This window comes from Chitinophaga sp. 9-1-y (genome assembly GCF_059511905.2).
Genome location: NZ_CM197955.1, coordinates 6,088,544 through 6,111,972, shown reverse-complemented (window position 1 = coordinate 6,111,972; position 23,429 = coordinate 6,088,544). Strand labels below are relative to the sequence as shown.

The window sequence follows — 23,429 nt, the reverse complement described above, 5'->3', positions numbered from 1 at the left end:
GGGAAGTGCTGGAACACTTCCCCCGAAAAGTTCAGAAATGTCGGGATTGATCATTTACTAAACCAACATCAAAGGTATGTTAAAACTTGTATTCCTGGAATGGAAAGGGAAGCCTGTTCCCGCCGGCAAATTGCTGCTAACTATGAAATTGACAATCTTTCTTTTTTTGACCTGCCTTCAGGTGCAGGCTATTTGTTTTGGGCAGGAAAGTATTACCCTGCAGGTAAAAGAAACAAGTATCAGGCAATTGCTGAAAACGTTGGAGCAGCAAACGGCTTATCGTTTTGTGTTTCACGATAAAACACTTCCGGACAACAAGAAAGTGACTGTAGCTGCTACAAATGCTACCCTCGATGCGGTGTTAACGCAAGCCTTTTCCGGCACCAACCTGGCTTACCAGTTGAAAGAAGATGGCCTGGTGGTGGTATATGCCCAAACCCCGGGTGCTGTCATGGCCGATAATATCACTATTACCGGAACAGTTCGCGGCATGGATAACCTTCCGCTGCCCGGTGTAACAGTAAGGGCTATAGGCGCCACTGCCGGCGCCCTCACCCAGGCCGATGGTACTTATACCTTAACTATTCCAGACCAGGTGAAAACCCTGCGGTTCTCACTGGTAGGTTATGTGAGCCAGGAAGTACCGGTTAACAACCGCCACGAAATCAACATAAAACTCACAGAAGATATCAAGACCCTGAATGCAGTAACCGTTACCGGCTATACGAATTATGCCCGGGATAAATCTACCGCCGCTTCCGGCATCGTGGGGGCCGATAAAATTACCCAGGTGCCTATGGGTAGCTTCGACCAAATCCTGCAGGGCCGCGTGCCTGGCATGGTGGTATCCGCCGGCTCCGGACAACCCGGCGCCAGCGCTACGGTAACCGTAAGAGGCGTAGGCACTATCAATGGTACCTCCGCACCACTATATGTAATGGACGGAATTCCCATTGAATCCGGCGCATTCCAGGGCATCAATCCCGAAGATATTGCTTCCGTTACGGTGCTGAAAGATGCTTCTGCTAAAGCATTGTACGGATCCCGCGGCTCCAATGGCGTAATTGTGATCACCACTAAAAAAGGACAAACCGGTAAAGTAGCCATCAGCTATAAATCTCAATACGGTTTCTCCAATATGACCACGCCGAAATACGAGATGATGAATTCGAAAGAAGTGCTGCAATTCCAGGAAGAAGTGGGATTGGAAACCGGTGAAAGTAATGGACCCGGTTGGGACTATTCTCCCAAAAATCCGGATTATGCTACCAAAACACCAGCAGAACAAAAAGAGGCGGATCATATTCTCGACAGCTTACGGGGCATGAATACCAACTGGAAGAAATTTTTCCTGCAAACGGGGAAATTCCAGGAACAACAACTGAGCGCCAGCGGAGGAAATGATAATGTGAGATTTTATAGCTCTGTCAACTATTTCAATCAACAGGGTATTGCCAGGCGTTCCGACCTGAAACGTTACAGCCTGAAAAATAATGTGGATTTCAACGCCGGAAAGTTAACCGCTAACATTAATATCGGTCTCGGCTATACGGAGTCGTCTTTTATCCGCAATGAAGCATCCAGCAGCGGCGAAAACACACTGGCTGCTGTATACTACGCCATGCCGTATGAATACCCCTATGCAGCAGATGGTACCCTGATGACCCGCTATAACCGTGATGAATATCCTACCCTCGATCCGCGTGAAGGTAGCAAGGCCCTGGAAGCAATGTTAAATACTTCCGCCAAAGAAAATCAACTGAAAAGCATTATCGGAACCTCCATCAACTACCAATTGGCAAAAGGCCTGATTGCTAAAACAAGACTGGGACTTGATTTCAGGGAAACTACTTCCGAACAATATGTGAACCCGGATTCTTATTCCGGTTATAAGGTAGACAACGGCGCCAAAGGTAGCTTCGGAGAAGGTACTACCCGGAATTTTACCCTGGTGAGCACTTCCGGTTTAACCTATGGCAAAATTGTGGATAAACATGATTTTGAAGTATCCGGTTACTATGAGTATGTGAGCAATAACTATCGCTCATTTAATTATACCGGGTATGACCTGGATGGCCGTTTCCCGGCTACTCCGGCAGCCATTACGCCAGGGTCACCATTCACACCACTGTTAGGCGGCGGCAGAACAAAGAGCGCCCTGGCTTCTTACATCGCAGTAGGACGTTATACCTACAATGAAAAATACACCCTGAACGCCAGTTACCGCCGGGACGGGGCTTCTACGGTACCCGTTAATAACCGCTGGCATGGATTCTATTCCCTGGGTTTTGGCTGGGAAGTGAAACGGGAGAATTTCCTGAAAGATGTCGACGTTGTAAATAATCTTCGCTTCCGGGCCAGCTATGGTACTTCTGCCAATCCATTTACGGGTGCAGGACCTTTCGCTTATTTCCGCACGTTCAAAACCATCCAGTATGGTGGTAACCCGGGCATTTACCCCTATCAGCCGGGTAACCCTGCCTACAATTGGGAATATGCCAAAGAACTGAATATCGGTTTTGATCTCGGTATGCTGGATAACCGTATCCGCGTAGTTACCGATGTATATAATAAAATTACCAATAACCTCTTCGTTGATCAGCCACAGTCTATCACTTCCGGCTTCTATACTTTATCCCTCAACTCCGGTGCAATGCGCAACAGGGGAATAGAAATGGATGTACAGGGAGATGTGATCCGCCGGAAAGATTTCACCTGGACCGTTGGTGTCAACTTTGCCTATAATAAAAACCTGGTCACAGATTTGGGAACAGCCACTGAGTTTACACAGGGCCTCTCCCAGATTGTAAGAGTAGGATTGCCTTATGGTTCGCACTATGCGCCTAAATGGGCGGGAGTAGATCCTGCCAATGGTAAACCCTTGTATTACGATCGTGCCGGTAATAAAACCAGCAACTACAATGAAACCGCTTTAAGTGTAGCTGAATTCGGCACTTATATACCACCATTAACGGGCGGATTTAATACATCGTTGACCTGGAAAGGGTTCTACTTAAATGCCCTGTTTACGTTTGCTGATAAAGCAATGCGTTACCTGAACGAAGATTACTATAACGAAAACCCTTCTTTTGCTAGCAGTAATCAGTCAAAACGCATGTTATACGATCGTTGGAAAAAGCCGGGAGACAATGCTATTCTGCCAGGTATTACCTCCCCTCGTAACTATTCGTCCAAAGATATACAGGACGCATCTTACCTGCGTTTAAGAAACGTGAGTATTGGCTATAATGTTCCCAAAGCATTTGTTACCACACATCTCAAATTCGTACAGGGTGTCCAGGTATTTGCGCAGGCGCAGAACCTGCATACCTGGACCAAATGGAAAAGCTTTGATCCGGAAAATAATAACGGAACCGGGATGTTCGATTATCCCAGTGCGCGGACTTATACTTTTGGCCTGAATGTTAATTTCTAAAACAAGCAACTCATGACGATCCGTTATATAAAATACCTGCTGTTACTGCTGCCTTTTGTACTTTTTTCCTGCAACAAGCAGCTGGACCTGGAACCTACCGATAGTATTATTGATCCGGAAAGAACATTCCGGAATGTGGCCGACCTGAATGGTGGTTTGATAGGCGCTTACGCCCAATTAACGTATAACACCATCTACAGTGTATCGCTGCTCTCTGATGAATGTACCTTGCCCAGCGAAAATAACCTGGGTAGAGGCGTAGCCTCCTACCGTTGGCAGATAGATCCGGGAAGCACTACTATCACCGGTTCTTTCGGAGAATATTACATCGCCATAGACCGGGTGAACCGCGTACTGGGCGCCATGAACCGGGTGCCTGCCAAGGGAAATGATATAGCTTTGAAAGACAGGTACCGCGGTGAAGCCCTGGCACTACGTGCTTATTGCCATTTCCAGTTGTTGCAGAGTTATGCAGAAGCCTATGAACCATCCGCCATGGGGGTGCCATATATGGATACTTCTGTCATCAGCTTTCCGGCCCGCAATACTTTCGGCGACGTGATGACTGCCATTGAGAAAGATTTGCAACTGGCCAGCACCCTCATTCCTGCCGATGTGGACGATAACACCCGTATCACACGCGCCGGCGTAGCCGCTATCCGTGCAAGAGCTGCCCTGTACGCCAAAAAATGGGATGATGCTATCACCTATGCTTCTGCTGCTATTGCTGCGGCTCCATTGGCCAGTGCTGCCGATTTTTCGGGTATATGGAAAGATACCAAACAGTCAGAGGTGATCTGGAAACTGAAACAGGTAGCCGGTGTAAATGATCCTATTGGAGCAGTTTACTACGACGGCGACGTGGTATATTATGCCCCTTCTTTCGAACTAATTAACCTGTTTGATAAAGACAATGATGTACGCTATCCCGCTTACATCCTCTATGATGATACCCGTGGCGACGGTACTTCCAAATACATTGTGAATAAATATTACGGCCCGGATGGTAACATCGGTCTGGCCGATATCAAACTTTTCAGAACCGGTGAAATGTACCTGATCCGTGCAGAAGCACTGGCAGAAAAGAACCGGGTAAGCGATGGCGCTGCTGACCTGAATGCCCTGCGTACAGCGCGTATCAGTGGTTATGTAGCGGAAAACTTTGCCGACAAGGCGGCACTGATCACCGCCATTTATACAGAGCGTTTTAAAGAACTGGCCTTTGAAGGACAACGTTTATTTGACTTGAGAAGAAGAACCCTGGATGTGACACGTGAACCGGCAGATGCTATCAACGCGTTGGGGGCAGTATTGCTGAAACCCGGCCAGCGGGGATATGTATTCCCGATTCCGGATGCAGAAACCAAAGCCAACAAAAACATGCAACAAAACCCGGAATATAAATAGCCCGATTTGATAACCTATGCCGGCAATAGATCCGGCAATCCGTAATGATGATCAGATGAAAAAAAATGTTTTCCTTTTTCCGGCGATAACGGCAACGGCTATCTGTTTTAGTGCCTGCCATCAACGTACGCCACAATTACCTTCTGTCCCGGGCCGGCCTGGCTCCATTGGCATCATCGGCGATACGGCCGATGTAACAACACCGGTGCAGGGTGGCGTAGCTTTGATTGGCGGCGGCGGCAACGTAGACGGTGCATTTCAATGGATGATAACACGCAGCGGCGGCGGCGACGTAGTGGTACTCACCGCTTCCGGCAATGGCAGTTATAATCACGACATCGACTCACTGGGAAAAGTGAATTCCGTGGAAACGCTTAACATCACTTCCCGTGAGCTTGCCAACAATGATACCGTGGCCAATATCATCCGCGGCGCAGAAATGCTTTTCATTGCCGGCGGAGACCAGTCGCGCTACATGAACCAGTGGAGAAATACCAAAGTAAATGCAGCCATTAACTATCTCTTACAGGAAAAGAAAGTGCCGGTAGGGGGTACCAGTGCAGGCTGCGCTATACTAAGTGGTTTGTATTACAGCGGAGAAGGCGGTAGCGCCGTTTCTGATTCGGTGCTGGCCAATCCATACGACTCATTAGTCACCTTATACAACAACGATTTTCTGCATGCACCTTACCTGCAATCGGTGATCAGCGATCAGCATTACCTGAAGCGGCATCGTGAAGGCAGGCATGTTACTTTTATGAGCCGCCTCATCAAAGATCATGGTATCTTTCCCAGGGGGATTGCGCCGGATGAAAAAACAGCGGTATGTATTGATGAAAATGGCATGGCAAAAGTATATGGTGTAAGCAAAGCCTGTTTTATTGTGACAGATAGTTTGAAAAAACCGGAACTTTGTGAGAAGGGGCAGCCCCTGCAATGGAATGCTGGCGGACAAGCACTGAAAGTATATGAAATAGCCGCCAGCGCTTCCGGTAACGGTAGCTTCTCTGTGGCGGACTTTGACCCGGCAAAAGCCAGCGGCGGTACCTGGTACTGGTGGTGGGTGGAAAACGGGCAGCTAAAGAAAAAAGCAATTTGATCACTTCTTAATAAAAGTAGACATGAAAGGTTGGTTTGGTTATTTGTTTATGGGAATACTGGGTATATCTGCCTTTTCGCCGGTGGTGGCGCAGCAGAAGCCTTCCTATGTATTGGTGATTCACGGCGGCGCAGGCACTATTCTGCAAAAGAATATGACACCGGAGAAAGAAGCAGCCTACAAGGCTTCTCTGAAACGGGCGCTGGAAACAGGTTACAAGGTGCTGCAAACGGGCGGTAGCAGTTTGGATGCAGTAGAAGCCACTGTAAGGGTACTGGAAGATGACTCGCTTTTTAATGCAGGTAAGGGTGCGGTGTTTACACATGACGGTCGTAACGAACTGGATGCCGCCATCATGAATGGAAAAACGAAAGCTGCCGGCGCAGTAGCCGGTGTTACTACCGTGCGTAACCCGGTAAGCGCTGCCAGGGCGGTGATGGAGAAATCAGAACACGTGATGATGGTAGGTCCTGGTGCAGAAAAGTTTGCAAAAGAGGCAGGCCTGGAAATCGTAGATCCTTCTTATTTCAGAACGGAGTCCCGCTGGAGGGATCTGCAAAAAGCATTACAGGAAGATTCTGTAGCGGCGGCTAAATCCAACGCCTATACGAATCCGAAAGAAAAGCTGGGCATAAAAAACAGGGACTATAAATTTGGTACCGTAGGCGCCGTGGCGCTGGATAAGCAGGGAAACCTCGCTGCTGCTACTTCTACCGGAGGTATGACCAACAAAAAATATGGCCGCATAGGCGATTCGCCGATTATTGGCGCCGGTACTTATGCCAACAACCAAACCGCGGCTATTTCGTGTACGGGTTGGGGTGAATACTACATCCGCAATGTAGTGGCATACGACCTCTCTGCCCTTATGGAATATAAAGGACTGACAGTGCAGCAGGCTGGTAATACGGTCATCAAGAAAGTAGGTGATATGGGCGGTGATGGTGGCCTGATTGCACTGGATAAGCAAGGCAACATGACCATGTCTTTTAATACGGAAGGCATGTACCGGGGCGCCGTTACCAAAGATGGTAAAATAGAAATCGCTATTTATAAAAAGTAAGCATCAGCCGTCGCCGGTAGTAGTTATCGGCGACGGCTTATTTTGGAATATATTATGGAATGTCGTGAAAAGTGATATTTTTGAGGGGCCTTTTTTATTATAAACCCTATACTATCCCATGACCAGATTGTTATCCGCCTTAACCCTGTTATACCTATTGCTACCGGCCTGTATCAGTAGCCATGCGCCCAAGCCCTACGAAGGCAACTGGACCCAGGTAACCCGCATCAATAATGCCTACGTTATATACGTTCCCTGTGCATTGGATCTGCGAAAAATGAAAATAACGGATTCGGCTATTCACGAAGTATTACCAATGGAGGTGAATGACAGCCACATCGTAAGCGCTACTCCTGTAAATGGTGGATACCGCCTGAAAGGAAAGGAATCCGTATATACGTTTAAGTGGTTGGATCAGCAAAAAGGCACTGCAGAATGGACCATACAATATTCTCCTTCGGCTCCTGAAGAAACGGTAGTTTTTGTAGATAGCGACCACGAAAAAGATTTCGAAAAAGTGCATCAGCCGGAAAGTGATTGCGCCACTACTGCGGATACCCGTTAACGTTATTTCATCAACAGTTTTAGGATTTCCTCTTTTCTTTGCCGGGAAATGGGCACCTGGCTGCCATCTTCCATAGCGATGGTTCTTTGAGCGTTTTACAGACAATTAACTTTTTTTGTCCGGAGACCCATGAATAGCTGTGGTAAAAGATTTATTTTTAGCGTCTATGAGCCAGCAATTAATCCAGTCCGTAAAATACCTTATCCACTTATCAGAAGAGGAGGAATTATTTTTGCCCACACTGTTTAACCGGGTAACACTGAAGAAAAATGAATATTTCCTGCAGGAAGGCAAGGTCGCTAACCAGGTGGGATTCGTGGAAAAAGGACTGATACGTTATGTAATGACCCGCGACGGGGAGGAGATGCATACGTTTTTCTCCTGCGAAAATGAATGGCTGGGTAATCATGAGAGTTTCCTATCGCGGCAGCCTGCCAATGTAAGTATTATGACACTGGAGCCCAGTGTCCTCTGGACTATTTCCCGGGAAAACCTGCAGGTTATGTACGATACCCTGAAGCAGGGAGACCGCCTTGGTCGGTTAATTATAGAAAGTGTATTTGTGGAATCTCTGAAACAGGTGGCTTCTTTATATACGGCTACACCCGAAGAACGTTATCGCGAATTTTTTGAGAAGTTCAGCAGGCTACAGCATCGTATACCTCAATACATGATTGCATCTTACATAGGTGTCAAGCCACAATCACTCAGCAGAATCCGTGCGCGACTGGCCAAAGGAATTAGTTAACCCAGGTGAACGAAATTGAGTGCACGAAGGAGGAAATTTGTGTTATAAAATCAAAACATATGACACCGTACAATTTCTTCAAGTATCTCACCATCGTATCTGGTTTAACATTGGTTTATATTGGTTGCAAATTCCTGTTGCAGCCGGAAATAGCAGAACATGGCTTTGGCATTAACGTCAACACCGGAGGAGATTATTCCTTCCATTACATTAAAGGCATCCGTGATTTATTTTCCGGTGCAGTGATCGCATTAGTAGCAGCATTAAATATGCGGAAAGCATTGTTAGTGGTGTTGCTCTCCGGTATTTTTGTTCCGGTGGTAGACATGAGCATTGTATTGCATGCTACCCATGGTAATGTGATGACTGCCATGCCACATATCATCGCTATTGTATTGACAGCCGTTGCCGCTATTGGTATACAATTTTCGGCTCCCCGTGAGGAAAAGGCAAGCGCTTCGCTTGCCGGAGCATAAAAGAGTTATTCGTTGATCAGCCGGCTTTGGCGGAAAATGTTTCCCCAGGTGTTAATATAACCGGGAGATAAAACGGCCGCTTTTTTAGCAATGAATACCGCATGAAAGGAACGGGCGCCTTGCAGGATGTAATAGAGTTGGGATTCGGGAGGAGGCGTTCCCGTTACCGCCGGTGATTCGATCTTAAATAAGGCCTCGCGGTGACCAGGCAGATTTTCTTTTCTCAACACGGTCACCTTGGCGCCGGGTGATTTTCCCATCGCAGCGTCTGTAAAGCTTTTAATGGCCTGGTCAATATTGGGGATCTTTACGTTTTCCATCGTCATGGCGTAAATCATCTGGCTCCAGTTTTCCGGTGTTTCATTTTCCGGAAGGTATTGACGGGTTACAAAATGATCTACCTCCGTATCTGCTACCATTTTCCATCTGTCGGTGTCCGGAAACGCTATTTTTAGTCGTTCTTTTCGCATCGCCCTGCCTGTTTGGAATGATTCCCCGATCTGATGAAATAAGGGGGCATAAACGCCGGAAAAGGGCAATAGCGTGGTGGCGCTCAGCAGATAAACTTTATTATCTGTATAAGAGAGAAAGATACTGGTAAAGAAAGTATCGGGGTGATTCGGTTCCAGGTGTATTTCATCCAGCCATATGGTGCGTTTGCCATTGCTGATCATACTACCTGAATCAATGAGCCGGAAGAAAGGGTTACGCCCTGTATAATTCAGTAGCTTTTTTACAGCCTTATCTGCGCTGGACGAAGGCTCTGGTAAGATACTCACATTGAAACTCTCCGGCGCCTTTTGTGTACTGTCTGCCAATACACGTTGTGCAATAAACTTAATGGCGGGCGATTGGGTGCTTTTCCAGATATCCCATCCCCTGGGTACCCCCACCGCAAAATTGTGCAAAGTATCTCTGTAATTCACTAATTCCTGTGCGCGGGAAAAAAAAGGTATTAGCAGGATACAGCAACAAAATAAACGTTTCATTCATGGCTGTTTACTGCAAATAAACGGCTTTTTTTACATCTGTTCTATCCTGAACTGGCTGCATCTGGTGTCAGCTGCCCGTATAAACAGACATCGCCATCAATACAAGGCCAAGTGGATGTACCGTTTTTAATTCCCTGCGTAACACCTGTAAGGCCTTACTCATATGCTTTTCCACTGTTTTTACGGAGATGCCCATTTCCTGTGCAATGGCTTTATAACCCATATTGCCATAGTAGCTGAGCATAAATACTTCCCTGCATTTCTGCGGCAACGTATTAATACTTCGGGCAATCTGATTTTTTAATTCCGACTGCTCCAGTTGTACGGGTTGCACTACTTCCTGCTGATAGGCCTGCCTGATCAATACCTGGTGATGATTTTCCTGCAGTAGTTTATTCCGTAACAAGTTGGAGACTTTATATTTTACTGCATTGTTCAGGTATCCGTTGATATTTACGTCCGCTGCTATTTCTTCTCTCCGGAGGTATAAACTGGTAAATACATCCTGTATAATATCCTTTACCTGTTCCCTGTCTTTTAGTATACGATAAGCGTGGTTGCTAAGGGTTATAACAGTAGCGTCATACAATTGCTCAAATGCTTTTGTATTGCCCTTTCTGGCTTGTTGCCACAAGTAATCAGATGTATGGTGAGTGCCGGAGTAGATAAGAATATGGTTTTGCGGGCAAAGATATTTACTGCGGCAAGCTTTGTATGTTAATTTATAGTAAACAACTTTTCCAATGTTAACTAAATATGAATTCCATTTTTTTAGTGAAAACAGAGTGGGGGTAAATGCGCATTGATGTGATAAGTATAGCAAACACATTTACCAATGACGCCTTCGCGCCTGCAATATTTACTGGAACAATATCTTAACGGAACGGCCACAGCAGCGGAGTTGGCGGAGTATAACCATTGGTATGAACAACAACAGGACGAGGAAGCTCCGGCATTTACGGCTGCGGAAAGAAAAGAGATGTATAGTGTAATTAAGCGGAACATACAAGGGAAGTCTGCAGTGGTGTTGTTGCGCTGGGCCGTGGCGGCAGCCGTACTATTATCGGCAGGAGCCCTCTGGCTGTTTAAAGCAACGCCATTGCCTGTACGAAAAACGCTGGCCCGGGCAATAGTGGCCAATACAGATAGTATGGTGGTACATAATACCTCCCAACAGCCGAAAACCCTGAGCTTGCCCGATGGCTCGGAAGTAGTGTTGTTTAAAGATGCTACTATCCGTTATGCTACACCATTCGGGGCAAAAAGCAGGTTGATACAATTGGAAGGGAAAGGCTTTTTTAATGTCACTAAAAATGCACCACTGCCATTCACGGTGTTGACCCACGGGGTAGCTACTACAGCATTGGGCACATCTTTTACTATCGCCACTGTTCGCCAGGAAGTAAAAGTAGTATTGCATACGGGTAAAGTAATGGTGAAAGCACATGATCAAACACGTTACCTGGTACCCGGGCAACAGTTGGTATATAATGCTGTTACCGGAACCGCTAACCTGCTGGCGCCTGCTGCTAAAACGATACCTGCATCACCGGTAATGGCGTATGGATCGCTGCGTGGGGTAGCTGCTACTTTCGACCAGGTGCCATTATCAGCCGTATTGGATACTATTGCCGGGAAATATCATGTAAGCATTACCCGCAATAAAGTCGCTTTCGATGATATTGCTTTTTCCGGCGTTATCAGGGATACAGATTCACTGTCGCAGGTGTTGCATCGGATGGCGATGCTACACGATTTAAAAATAATATCAACACGTACCGGGTACCGTATAGAAAAAAATAACTAACTAAATATTTGCGCATTATGACACATCGCTACCTGCTAGCGAAGGGCGGAGCTTTGTCCCTTCCTCAACGGCAGTCAACGTTTCACACCAGTTGTAAATTTTTGGGCCTGCTGTTACTGATGGTTTTTATCCATCTGTTGCCTGCACAGGCACAAAAGAAAACATGGATTAAAGGTTTAATTGAAGATGAGAAAGGACAACCCATTCCAGGCGCTTCCATACAGTTGAAAAGCGGCCCGGACAGCCTGAAAAGCTTTGCGGTGACCGATAGCAAAGGCATCTTTACTTTTGATAATACCCGTCAGCAAGGGCCATTTGTATTCACCGTGGCCTATGTGGGTTATATCACGCAAACCATTACTAAAAATAGCCTGGACCCACAAAAAGAACAATCTATTTATGTAGTGCTGAAAGAATCCTCTTCTGCGCTGAGCGAAATAGTGGTGGTGGGTTATGGTACCCAAAAGAAAGTAAACCTGACTGGTGCAGTAGACCAGGTAGGTAAAGAAGTATTTGAAAACAGGCCAATGACCAGCGCTACCCGTGGATTGCAGGGAGTGCTGCCTAACCTGAATATTCGTATGACCGATGGAAAGCCTATCCGTGGTGCCACTTACAATGTAAGGGGTACCACTTCTATTGGTGCCGGCGGTAGCGCCCTGGTGCTGATAGACGGTGTTCCCGGCGATCCCAATTTGCTCAACCCTAACGACATTGAAAGCGTATCTGTATTGAAAGATGCCGCCTCCGCCGCCATTTACGGCGCCCGCGGTAGCTTTGGTGTAGTGTTGATCACCACAAAGAACCCGGCGAAGAACGGCACACAACTTACTTATTCCAGTAACTATTCGCTGAACGATCGCACTATCAAACCCCGGTTTGTAACAAACGGTTATGAATGGGCGAAGAATTTTGATGAAGCGTATTACGCCTGGAACGATTATAAATCACACCCCGCAAAGGCTAACAGTGTATTCCCTTTTTCGCTGGATTACCTGGATGAGCTGAAGCATCGTAATGATGACCCATCACTGCCTAAGACAGTCATCGATCCCACTACCGGCAACTATGTATACTATGGCAACACGGATTGGTTCCAGGAATTATACGCCGACAGGAATCCATCTACCGAACAAACATTATCCGCTTCCGGTAGTAATGCCAAATCCGAATATTATCTCTCTGGCAGATATATGTCGCAGAATGGTATTTTTCGCTACAATCCTGATAAATTCAAAATGTACAATGTGCGTGCAAAAGGAGCTGTAAGGCCGTTTGACTGGTTGAAACTGGAGAATAACTTCGACTTCTCCCAACGCACATATTTCTTTCCTATCCTGAATCATCCCAGCAATACACCCGTGTGGAGAAGAATTTCTGATGAAGCTTTCCCGGTGGCCATGCTTAAAAATCCGGATGGCTCACTCACCGAAAATGCCGCTATTGTATTTGGTAGTTTCTTAACAGGTAACAACTATTCAGATCAAACACAGTTACTGCTGAGAAATACTTCCCGTTTCATTACCTCGTTTTTGCACGACAAACTGCATGTAAACGGCGACTTCACTTATGCTTATACTTCCAGTGTAGAAACCCGTTTATATACACCGGTACCCTATAGCAAAGCCCCCGGACAGACGCTGTTGCGGGGAGAAAGTAAAATGAATGAGCAAAACGATCGCACTACCTATACCGGTATGAACTTCTACGCCGACTATGAACAACGTGTGGCGAAAAATACGTTTAAAATATTAGTAGGATATAACTATGAAAATACCTTGTTCAAGTCGAGATATTACCAGCATGATGGTATGATTAATAGCAGTATGCCGGATTTCTCCCTCATGAATGGATTGAATTATATACTTACGGGTGGTGGCTATGAATGGAGAACCATGGGTGGCTTCTTCCGCCTCAATTACAACTATGATGAACGTTATCTGCTGGAAGTAAATGGCCGGTATGATGGATCCTCCAAGTTTCCGCAGTCGCAGCAATTTGGGTTCTTCCCATCTGCCTCTGCCGGCTGGCGCGTGTCAAAGGAGAAGTTTTGGAACGTATCCAATAGTTTCATCAGTGATTTAAAATTGAGAGCTTCTTATGGCGCATTGGGAAATGGGAATGTAAGTCCTTACCAGTTCCTGCAAATGATGTCGGTAAGCAAGCTACAAATGTCTATCAATGGCGTGTTGCCGGACTATACCCAACAACCCAACGTAATTCCTGATGGCCTTACCTGGGAAAAGGCTACTACCTTAAATGGTGGTATAGATGTGGCTTTCCTGAAAAATCGCCTGAAGGTGAGTTTTGATAAATATACCCGTAACACCACTAATATGTTTACCACCGGGTTGCCTGTACCCGCAGTGTTTGGGACTACAGTACCCAAAGGGAATTATGCAGATCTGCAAACCAAAGGTTGGGAATTATCCGTGAACTGGAGCGACCAGTTTAACGTGCGCAACAAACCTTTTAACTATGCCTTTGGCGCAGTGTTATCTGACTACCAATCCTATATTACCCGCTTCAATAACCCCAGAGGTCTTATTAATACTTACTACAAAGGTATGCGGGTAGGTGATATGTGGGGCTTTGTGAATGACGGCTATTTCCAGAGCCAGGATGAAGTTGACAAGCGTACAGCCGACCAGTCTTTTATCAAAGTATCTAATGCTAACCTGCTACTGCCTGGTGACATCCGCTTCAAAGACCTGGATGGCAACGGTAAAATAGACCAGGGAGAAGGTACAGTAGAGAAACCAGGTGACCAGGCGATTATTGGCAATACAGAACCTCGCTATGCTTTTGGTATCACGGGTAGTGCCAACTGGAATAATTTCTTCTTCGATATCTTCTTCCAGGGTATTGGGAAGCGGAACTGGTGGCCGGGCACAGATGCTTCGCTTTTCTGGGGACAATACAACCGCCCTTATAGCTGGATGCCGGAAGATATTATGGATAAACGCTGGTCAGAAACCAACCGCGATGCGTATTTCCCGCGCTTCAGGGGCTACACAGCGCTTAATTCCAATGCCGAACTTACCGTACAGCAATCCAAATATGTGCAGAACGTAGCTTATATCCGTTTGAAAAACCTGACCATAGGATACAACCTGCCACAGGCCTGGTTATCAAAAGTGAAAATGAAAAATGCACGGGTGTTCTTTACAGGTCAAAATCTGTGGACATGGTCGCCTATGTATAAGATCATGAAAACACTGGACCCTGAAGTGATTGAGGGATCTGATCCGGAACTGAATAACAATGCAGGCGGTATTGGTGCCGGTAACGGGATGTCTTATCCGATGCTGAAAACATATACCGTTGGTTTGAGTGTAACTTTTTAATGTTTAATGCTTATTAAGATGAAAAAGCGTGTTTATTTCTTGTTGATGTTGGCAATAGTTGCCTGTAAGAGAGACCTGAATCTGAAGCCATTTGATAAACTGAGTCCTGATAATGCCTTTAATACAGAGTCCGACTTGCAGCTGTATGCTAATTCTTTCTATAAAATATTACCTGATGGGAATAGTATTATCAGGGGAGATGTGATGAGTGATGTGATGGCGGGGAAAGATGTGAGTAATTTTCTGATAAAAGGTGGTTACTCGGCCACCCAGTCCAGTGGATGGACCTGGACGGATCTGCGGAATATCAACTATTTCCTGGAACATTATAGCCAGGCAAAAATTTCAGACGAAGCTAAAAATCACTATGCCGGTATCGCCAGATTTTTCCGGGCGATGTTCTATTTTGAAAAAGTGAAACGCTTCGGTGATGTACCCTGGTATGGGAAAGCCCTGGATATTAATGATCCTGCTTTGTATAAAGGCCGTGATCCACGCGCAACGGTGATGGACAGCGTACTGGCAGATCTTGATTTTGCCTGCGCCAATATCCGCGCAAAAAAAGATGTTACAAGTTCACAAATCACCAAATGGGTAGCACTGGCTTATAAGTCGAGGGTATGCCTGTTTGAAGGCACTTTCCTCCGGTATCATTCCACTACCAGTCAACCTGCCGAAACGAAATGGCTGCAAGCCTCGCTGGATGCTGCCGACGAGGTGATTAAGAGCGGGCAATATACACTCAATACTGCTGGTGATCCAACTATGAATTACCGCAACCTGTTTATTAATGAAACGCCTGCTACCAACGAGGTAATATTGGCTTATGTATGTAATAAAAGTATGCGCGTATTCAATGACGCCAACTGGTATTTTACGAGCGCTACATATGGTAATCGTATCAGCCTCGTGAAAACATTTGCAGATACTTACCTGAATATTGATGGCAGCCGCTTTACAGACAAACCAGGTTTTGATAACCTGTCTTTTAATGAAGAAGTAAAGAACCGGGATTTGCGGTTGCAGCAAACGATCCGTATGGGCAATTACAGCCGGGAAGGGCAAATTGCCGCACCTGATTTTACGTATACCTATACTGGTTATCAGCCCGTGAAATTTACACTGGACTCAAAAGCTACGGATGGCGTGGCAGAAAATAATAATTCTATTCCCATTATCCGGTATGCAGAAGTATTGTTAAACAAGGCAGAGGCTAAAGCGGAACTGAATAACGGGTTATCAACAGATGATTGGAATGCTACCATTAAGCCACTCAGGCAGCGGGCCGGTTTAAAAAATACGGATATGCCTGCAACGGTTGATCCCTATCTCGCCAGCAAATTCTATGGCAATCTGAAGGTGCCCATATTACTGGAAATTCGCCGTGAGAGGGCCATTGAGCTGATTATGGAAGGCTTCCGCTTTTATGACCTGATGCGTTGGGGCCTGGGTACTTTGCTGACCAACCCTTATGTAGGCCTGTATGTACCAGCCATGGATGTGTTAATGGATTTGAATGAAGATGGAAAACCAGATGTATCGTTCGTGAAAAAAGTGCCGGCCACCAAGGTCCCCGGCGTGTATTATTTCCTCATAGATGGAGATCAGACAAAACTGTCGGCAGGTACCAGCGGCAACCTGATCTGGCTGGGGAATATTGTAAGAACATGGGAAGATTATAAATACCTGTATCCGATTCCTTATAATGATTTGTCGCTGAACCCGGCATTGAAACAAAACCCATTTTGGAACTAATACTTTAAGCATCATCATATGAAGAAAATAACAGGAATGGCGCTGCTGTTGCTAATGGGCCTGGCATCTTTTGCCCAACCAGCCCAACATGTAGTGTTGATTACGATAGATGGTTTCCGTCCGGAATTTTATACCGATCCTTCCTGGGGAATGGTGAACCTGCGGATGATGAAGGAGCAGGGCGCTTATGCGGATGGTGTAAACAGTGTATTCCCCACCGTTACCTACCCCAATCATACTTCCCTGGTTACCGGTGTAACACCGGCAAAACACGGCGTATACTACAATGCACCATTTGAGGCGAAAGGTGCTAGTGGCAAGTGGTATTTCTATTACGACAGTATCCGCGTACCTACTTTATACGATGCGGTACACCGGGCAGGGAAAAAGTCTGCCAATGTGATTTGGCCGGTGACGGTAGGAGCTCCCATCGACTACAATATTCCGGATGTGTGGACACCTGGTAAAAAAGACCGCCGGGAGATTATGGCTACATTGTGTACGCCTGTTGGTTTGTGGCAGGAAGTACAGGACAATGCCACCGGTAAACTGGGCGTAAGAGACTTCAGCATGGAAGGGGAAGAAATGATCTTTGATGAAAATGTGGCGCGTATGTCGGCTTACCTGATCACTACCTATAAGCCCGCATTTACTACATTACACCTGGCTTGTACCGATCATTATGAACATGAACAAGGCCGCGATGGGTTACTGGTAAGAAGGGCAATAGCAGGAGCTGACCGGGCATTGGGAACTATTATGGAGGCACTCAAACGGGCAGGGATATACGATAGTACCGCGATTATTATCACCGGTGATCATGGTTTTGTAGACATCAGCAAGACTTTTTCTCCCAATACTTTACTGGCTAAAAACGGGTTATTGAATAATGCTGCTGCCGGCGACTGGAAAGCGCAGTTCCTGGCTTCCGGAGGCGCTGCTTTCCTGCATTTGAAAGAGGAGAATGATGTGACTACCAGCAACAAAGTACAGGCTATTTTAAAGGCGTTGCCCGCAACACAGCAGGAATTATTTAAGGTAATCAACCACACACAATTGAAAACCATAGGTGCTGATCCACATGCAGCGTTGGCACTGGCTGCTGCACCAGGTGTAACTATTGGCGGCGCTGTTACCGGGGAACTGGTGAAACCTGCCAAAGGAGGTACCCATGGTTATTACCCGGATTTTAAGGAGATACAAACCGGCTTCGTGGCCTTTGGTGCGGGGATCAATAAGGGCGGTCATGTGAAAGAAATGAATGTAACAGATGTAGCGCCGGTGGTAGCGCAATTGCTGGGTGTATCACTGGATAATACAGATGGTAAAGCACCGGCAGACGTGCTGGCGAAGTAGTAAGTTCACTGCAAAAAAAAGGGGATGGTATCCGTTACGGACACCACCCCTCTTTTGTTTATAGAAGGCGGAAGTTATTCTTCGTGTTTCGTTAATGGGTAGTGGAGGTTTGAGTTGTACTTTATCAGCATCGTCAACATCTCTTCCGGGATGTCGTTGGGAATAGAAGCCATCTGGAAGTAACCATTACGTATAGCAAGGCACTGGGTATTGCCACGTATCGCAAACAAACGGCGGAATTCCGGTATATCCTTTGGCTTCAAATGATACTGTGGTAATGTACCAACAGCTGGTGTACCTGGTTGCAGGTGAATGGCCATAAAAATGAAGTTGGTGTCACCTGCAAATCGCTGCGCAAGGGCACAGAAATTCTTGTAAATGCGCATGCTGGCAGTATCTGATGGTGTATACACCTGGATGATCCACTCCTTTTCACTGGGGGCATTGGTTACCAGTTGACCGCCGTGCTCATCGTACAAAGTAACAACAGGTACCCGTTCTCCCTGACGCACATTACGCCAGTGCTGTAACAGGGAATCGTATTTATGTCGTTGGCGTGCCGGTACTACATCAGCGAGATCTGCATTCAGTGCATTCAGTGTTGCATCTTCATCATTAAGGCCGGTTTGTTCGGCTGCTATGCGTTTATAGTAAGCCCATCTTACCTGGTCGTTCTGTACATTGTACAACACATATTTCAACCGCATCACACCGCCGTCATCGAAAGCATTGGCCACTCCTGCGAGACGGCGCATTTCAAAGAATCCATCAATGTAACTGTTGATAGCGTTGTCGTTATTTTTTGCCTGGAGACTGCCCACTTGTGAAGTGCCATCAAGGCTGCGGTTTGCATTGCCGTTGCTTAATGTAGCTAATGCAGGGTTGTCGATGTCCAGCTGTGGTAAAAGTTGGATCGCCGCTTTGCTGGCAGCAGCACTGTCTCTGGTGCCGTCGGCCACAATTTTATGGATTGCCTTCAGCTGATCAGGCAGGCTTTTAGTGGGTGGTACCTGCTGCGCAGTGGTGGAGATACTCCAGCACCCAAACAGCCCTAACAGGAAAGTATATTTCATGAAATTTTTTTTATTTGATTTGTGCCAATGCTTCATCCAGCAATTGTTCCAGCGATTTGCCGGTACGGTCCCATACATTGAATACGGTGCCGTCTGCGTTGATGATCACCGCAAAAGGAACGAAGCCGAATCCAAATACTTTGCGGAAACCATTTTCATCAAATCCTTTGGGATCGCGTGCCTGTGTCCAGGGCATTTGTTCCTGATCTAACGCTTTCTTCCAGGCGGCGTCTACAGCGTCTACAGAAATGCTGAGAATTTCCACCCCTTTTTCATGATAGGCCTGGTATACTTTTTTGAGATGTGGTATTTCCAGGCGGCAGGGATGACACCAGGAAGCCCAGAAATCCAGCATCAGTACTTTGCCACGGAAGCGGTTGTAGTTAACGGTATCGCCGGTATTTACGCCCAGGGCTTTGAAATCCGGTACTACACGGCCAGGCTGTGATTTAGACATCACATCTTCTCTTTGTACCACCAGTTTGCCATACCAGGAGTTGCGCGCATGAGGGCCCATGGCATCCAGCATGGATTTTACACGGGAATAGGGATATTTCCCCCAGTAGTTCGCCAGGAACGCGCCTACTTCGGAATCAGGATATTTAACCAGGAATTCGGCGGTACGACTCGGATTGGAAGGGTCGGTCATGTCATGAACATAGTACTGGTATTCGTCGTTCAGCTTGCCGCCTTTCAGCTGCTTGCCATTCAGACCGAAATATTCCGTTTGTAGCTGATAACGGGTATTCTGAAGGAATACAGGGATGCTTGTTCCGTTAATACAGAGGGTAACGGGTTGGGGATAGTCCAGTTTCCCTTTGACGATAAATTGATGGTTTTTGATAACTGCTTCTCCCAGCACTATTTTGTTATCTTCCAATGCCAGCAATCTTACCTTGCCATATTTAACATCTTTAACGGAGCCCTTGATTTCGAACCCTTGTGCCAGCCCCGGCAGTCGCAGCAGGAGCAGTAGCAGTACGCAACAGGCGCTATTCCTTATTTTGATCATATTTGTGCGCGTTTATTACTAGACAACGCATCATGCATAAAGGGTGAAGAGCCGGCGGAAATACTTTTAAAATAGCTGCGTTTTACCAGTGTAAACAGCTATTGGGCGGCTCAGGTCATCGCCTGCCACAGGGGGCTGATTTGTTTTAGTAGCAGGGTTAGCAGCGCACGGGGTTATAATGCCTGGAGGGCAGGCAGCCCTTCATATACCGCGGGGGCAATAACAGACGCATCGTCGGGTTTTACTTTGCGAACAGAGTTTACCGGCCAGCAATCCAGTTCATGGGCGGGTAATTCATATTGTAATATGTCACGTATACCGGTATCTGTAAGGGATGGTTTAATCCATTCCTGGGCCAGCTCGTTGGTGAGCATCATCGGCATTCTGCCTGCGTTGTCGCCACCATTATGGATTTGCGCCATCAACGGGTTGGCATTCCGGGTCAGCAAAGTAAAAGTGGGAATACGGGAGGGTTTATCCACATCCCAGGAATTGGATAATGCCCATAACCCGGCAATGAAAAAAACATCCTGCTCTTTCGACCTGATGTAATAGGCTACTTTATTCTTCCAGCCGCTGATTTGCCGGTATTCAAAGAAGCCGGTGGCGGGTACCAGGCAGCGTTGATGCCGGATGGCATTCCACAGCGTTCCATTCTCCAGTACTTTTTCGCTACGGGCATTCAGGAATAATTGCCGTTGCCTTTTTACCTTGTCAACAGTATCCAACATTTTGGGAATAGGTCCCCAGGTATACTTCTCCAGTTTTAATCCGTTGTGTTGTGTAATGACGGGCCATTGCGGGTACGACATCCCGATCTTATGCCAGGTGCTGTCAAAGTCGATATCCAGGTTCCCGGCAGCCTGTAGTTGTGGCAAATACTTATAAATACTTTCTATGTTGGCAGTAAAAGCGATATCGTAACACATAATGATTTAGTCGTAGTCTATCTCCGATAAAGGTACTTTTATTTCCTCATCTCCATACTTCAAAGCAAAATACAGGTCGCCATAATGCAGGAATAATTCTGCCTGAACGGCTTCTTCCCGATCCGGCCGCCACGTGGTTTTGCGGGAAATATATTTTCTCACTGCGGGATCCATATACAACGGTGGTTGCCATACTTCCTGTTGTAACAGGGAAGCATATACTTTATAGCCGGCAGGCTGTGAGGCTGCTTTGTACAGCTTTTCTATCTCTTCCGGATGATGCGCCTGGTAAATATATTTCCGGCTGTCGAAACGGATATGCTGAAAGTGCATATTGGCTTCGCCGATATCTTTATAAGGCGTGATCAGGAATACCTCCCGGATGTGCATATCGGTATTTGTTCTGCCGGCTGCATAGCTCTGGCGAACAAACAATGTGAACCCGTTTTCCAACAGGGCGGTTACCAGCGCGCCCGACAATAATGCCAAAGGATTGTGCATAACGATGAAATTTATTTACGCATGTCTACTATCACGGCCGTTACTACACCCCATACCTGGAAATCGGCATCTTCAGTGATGATGATGGGTTTATAAAACGCATTTTCAGGATGTAATACCCAGTTACGACCAGCTTTCACTAATCGCTTTACGGTATACTCTCCGTTCAATGCAGCTACCACAATATCGCCGGTACCCGGACGGATAGAGCGGTCTACTACCGCCATGCAGCCATCAGGGATATTGGCTTCGGCCATACTATCTCCTTTTACTCTGATAATAAAGGAGGTGGCGGGGTTAGGCTGCAGGATGCGGGAAAGATCAATTTCTTCTTCCTGGTAATCCAGGGCGGGGGCGGGGAACCCTGCGGGGATGCTGGTGTTAAAGAAGGGCAGGGTTATATTCAATCCGCTCATTTTCAATGCTTCCATATAACTATCGGTTTTGTGAATACTAATATTATTAGCAAAATAAAGCTAAATTTGTTAGCTTTGGAAATCAATTAACAGATCATTTGCAAGGCGGGAAAATGGCGGTAGAACTAAGTGGCAGCAGATCAATAGGCTATGAAAAATGGGTGCTGAAACCGCCGCAGTGAGATTTTTTTATGGCTTATCCATGAAACTCGCCGACTTCTTATCTAGATGTAATTTTATAATAATATGTACAACGGATACCTATATTTGCCCTGTTTTTTTTAATACCCTATACACCTAATATCGTTTTTATTGATTGTCTATTAAATAAAACCCTTTAAAACCAAGTACCCATGAAGAGAATTTTGTTACCCTTGCTGGGAGGCATATTGGCCCTCTGTTCCTGCAAAAGAGACCGCATTATTATTGGTGCCAACCCTGCTGGAAGCACCACTAAATTAGACACTGTACGCGTAGATTCTTCATTGTCGCTGGCCTCCTCGCCGGTGGCTTTTTCGAGAAGTAATACCAACAAAGTGGATATGTTTGGGAGAAGTGCCAGCAATACACTCATACACCGTACCTGGTCACCCACCGCAGGCTGGTCTGCCTGGGAGAACCTGGGTGGTTACATTACATCACAGCCAGCTATCGCTTCCTTTGGCACACACTCCTTGTTGGTATATGCGAAGAGTGCTACCAACACTATGATAGAAAGGAGATGGACTGACTCAACCGGATGGTCAACCTGGGTAGATCTGGGCGGACAACTTGCATCGGCGCCGGCGGCGGTTTGCCGGGACGGTGTAAATATCAATACATTCGCACGTGGCATCAGTAATACGCTCATACAGAAGTATTCCACAGGCGGCACCGGTTGGTCTAACTGGCAGGATCTGGGTGGAACAATTACTTCCGCTCCGGCAGTAGCAGCTACGGGACCGAATAACGTATATGTATTCGCTAAAGGTGACTCCAGTAACCTGGTACTCAAAAAATGGGTAATGGGAGAAGACTGGCATCCATGGGCAAACCTGGGCGGATATATTGTATCTGCACCTACTGTTGTATCAAAGTCGCCACTAACGCTGAACATATATGCACAGGGTACAAATAATACCTTAGCGCAACTTTATAATACCGTGGCGGGTTCAGATTCCTGGTCTGGCTGGCAGAGTTTAGGTGGTTTCATCAGTGGCACACCTACCGTTGCCTCAATGTCTACTACATCCCTTAATATTTATGCACCTGCTGTAGCAGGTGGTTTAGTACAAATATCATGGCAGAGTGGCTTGGGTTGGTCTGCATGGACCAGCGTACCTAACTAAGGAAGTGTACCTACGTTACTAACTAAAGAAGCGAAGATGGAAAGCAGTGCTTTTCATCTTCGCTTCTTTAGTTAAAAATGGTATTTGTCAATATGGTCCGGTAAACGTGGAATCCAGGC

At 46.4% G+C, this 23,429-nt stretch carries 19 protein-coding genes; 12 read left to right on the top strand and 7 right to left on the bottom strand.

Going from position 1 to position 23,429, the window contains the following annotated elements:
* Positions 1-76 precede the first annotated feature (76 nt).
* The 7 genes from AC5ZC7_RS24070 to AC5ZC7_RS24040 all read left to right on the top strand — a co-directional run bounded on the left by AC5ZC7_RS24070 (position 77) and on the right by AC5ZC7_RS24040 (position 8,794).
* The gene (locus tag AC5ZC7_RS24070) at positions 77-3,436 is read left to right on the top strand and encodes a SusC/RagA family TonB-linked outer membrane protein (protein WP_496158481.1); all 3,360 of its coding nucleotides are present in this window, start codon (positions 77-79) and stop codon (positions 3,434-3,436) included.
* Positions 3,437-3,448: 12 nt separating this feature from the next.
* On the top strand, positions 3,449-4,843 hold the full coding sequence (locus tag AC5ZC7_RS24065) for a RagB/SusD family nutrient uptake outer membrane protein (RefSeq protein WP_496158482.1): 1,395 nt from the start codon (positions 3,449-3,451) through the stop codon (positions 4,841-4,843).
* Between the two features lie 55 nt (positions 4,844-4,898).
* Complete coding sequence (locus AC5ZC7_RS24060; protein WP_496158483.1) at positions 4,899-5,942, top strand: Type 1 glutamine amidotransferase-like domain-containing protein; 1,044 nt, start codon at positions 4,899-4,901, stop codon at positions 5,940-5,942.
* 22 nt (positions 5,943-5,964) lie between these two features.
* Positions 5,965-7,005 carry an isoaspartyl peptidase/L-asparaginase gene (locus AC5ZC7_RS24055; protein ID WP_496158484.1) on the top strand — a complete coding sequence of 347 codons (1,041 nt, stop codon included), beginning with the start codon at positions 5,965-5,967 and terminating at the stop codon, positions 7,003-7,005.
* Positions 7,006-7,123: 118 nt separating this feature from the next.
* Positions 7,124-7,570, top strand: coding sequence for a hypothetical protein (locus tag AC5ZC7_RS24050; RefSeq protein WP_496158485.1), 447 nt, complete (start codon positions 7,124-7,126; stop codon positions 7,568-7,570).
* Between the two features lie 166 nt (positions 7,571-7,736).
* On the top strand, positions 7,737-8,318 hold the full coding sequence (locus AC5ZC7_RS24045) for a cyclic nucleotide-binding domain-containing protein (protein ID WP_496158486.1): 582 nt from the start codon (positions 7,737-7,739) through the stop codon (positions 8,316-8,318).
* A 59-nt stretch (positions 8,319-8,377) separates the two neighbouring features.
* Positions 8,378-8,794, top strand: a complete 417-nt coding sequence (locus tag AC5ZC7_RS24040) for a DUF4267 domain-containing protein (protein ID WP_496158487.1) — start codon at positions 8,378-8,380, stop codon at positions 8,792-8,794.
* 5 nt (positions 8,795-8,799) lie between these two features.
* On the opposite strand, the gene AC5ZC7_RS24035 is transcribed toward AC5ZC7_RS24040, so the two are convergent.
* Positions 8,800-9,783 carry a BTB/POZ domain-containing protein gene (locus AC5ZC7_RS24035; RefSeq protein WP_496158488.1) on the bottom strand — a complete coding sequence of 328 codons (984 nt, stop codon included), beginning with the start codon at positions 9,781-9,783 and terminating at the stop codon, positions 8,800-8,802.
* A 70-nt stretch (positions 9,784-9,853) separates the two neighbouring features.
* Positions 9,854-10,420 carry an RNA polymerase sigma-70 factor gene (locus AC5ZC7_RS24030; protein WP_496158489.1) on the bottom strand — a complete coding sequence of 189 codons (567 nt, stop codon included), beginning with the start codon at positions 10,418-10,420 and terminating at the stop codon, positions 9,854-9,856.
* A gap of 201 nt (positions 10,421-10,621) precedes the next feature.
* Here AC5ZC7_RS24030 and AC5ZC7_RS24025 point away from each other — a divergent pair, with 201 nt between their 5' ends.
* The 4 genes from AC5ZC7_RS24025 to AC5ZC7_RS24010 are packed head-to-tail and all read left to right on the top strand — an operon-like array spanning position 10,622 to position 18,051.
* Positions 10,622-11,593 (top strand): FecR domain-containing protein, encoded by a 972-nt coding sequence (locus AC5ZC7_RS24025; RefSeq protein ID WP_496158490.1) that lies wholly within the window; start codon positions 10,622-10,624, stop codon positions 11,591-11,593.
* 17 nt (positions 11,594-11,610) lie between these two features.
* On the top strand, positions 11,611-14,940 hold the full coding sequence (locus AC5ZC7_RS24020) for a SusC/RagA family TonB-linked outer membrane protein (protein ID WP_496158491.1): 3,330 nt from the start codon (positions 11,611-11,613) through the stop codon (positions 14,938-14,940).
* Positions 14,941-14,958: 18 nt separating this feature from the next.
* Entirely contained in the window at positions 14,959-16,695 is a 1,737-nt protein-coding gene (locus AC5ZC7_RS24015) for a RagB/SusD family nutrient uptake outer membrane protein (protein WP_496158492.1), read from the top strand.
* An 18-nt stretch (positions 16,696-16,713) separates the two neighbouring features.
* Complete coding sequence (locus tag AC5ZC7_RS24010; RefSeq protein WP_496158493.1) at positions 16,714-18,051, top strand: alkaline phosphatase family protein; 1,338 nt, start codon at positions 16,714-16,716, stop codon at positions 18,049-18,051.
* Positions 18,052-18,125: 74 nt separating this feature from the next.
* Here the strand turns inward: AC5ZC7_RS24010 and AC5ZC7_RS24005 are convergent, their stop codons facing one another.
* The 5 genes from AC5ZC7_RS24005 to AC5ZC7_RS23985 all read right to left on the bottom strand — a co-directional run bounded on the left by AC5ZC7_RS24005 (position 18,126) and on the right by AC5ZC7_RS23985 (position 21,997).
* Positions 18,126-19,124, bottom strand: a complete 999-nt coding sequence (locus AC5ZC7_RS24005; RefSeq protein WP_496158494.1) for a hypothetical protein — start codon at positions 19,122-19,124, stop codon at positions 18,126-18,128.
* Positions 19,125-19,134: 10 nt separating this feature from the next.
* Positions 19,135-20,136 (bottom strand): redoxin domain-containing protein, encoded by a 1,002-nt coding sequence (locus AC5ZC7_RS24000; protein ID WP_496158495.1) that lies wholly within the window; start codon positions 20,134-20,136, stop codon positions 19,135-19,137.
* 173 nt (positions 20,137-20,309) lie between these two features.
* Entirely contained in the window at positions 20,310-21,065 is a 756-nt protein-coding gene (locus AC5ZC7_RS23995) for an SOS response-associated peptidase family protein (protein ID WP_496158496.1), read from the bottom strand.
* A 6-nt stretch (positions 21,066-21,071) separates the two neighbouring features.
* Entirely contained in the window at positions 21,072-21,566 is a 495-nt protein-coding gene (locus AC5ZC7_RS23990; RefSeq protein ID WP_496158497.1) for a hypothetical protein, read from the bottom strand.
* Between the two features lie 11 nt (positions 21,567-21,577).
* Positions 21,578-21,997: a translesion error-prone DNA polymerase V autoproteolytic subunit gene (locus AC5ZC7_RS23985; RefSeq protein WP_496158498.1), complete on the bottom strand. Its 420-nt coding sequence runs from the start codon at positions 21,995-21,997 to the stop codon at positions 21,578-21,580.
* Positions 21,998-22,335: 338 nt separating this feature from the next.
* Here AC5ZC7_RS23985 and AC5ZC7_RS23980 point away from each other — a divergent pair, with 338 nt between their 5' ends.
* Positions 22,336-23,310: a DUF8189 domain-containing protein gene (locus AC5ZC7_RS23980; RefSeq protein WP_496158499.1), complete on the top strand. Its 975-nt coding sequence runs from the start codon at positions 22,336-22,338 to the stop codon at positions 23,308-23,310.
* The last annotated feature ends 119 nt before the right edge of the window (positions 23,311-23,429 follow it).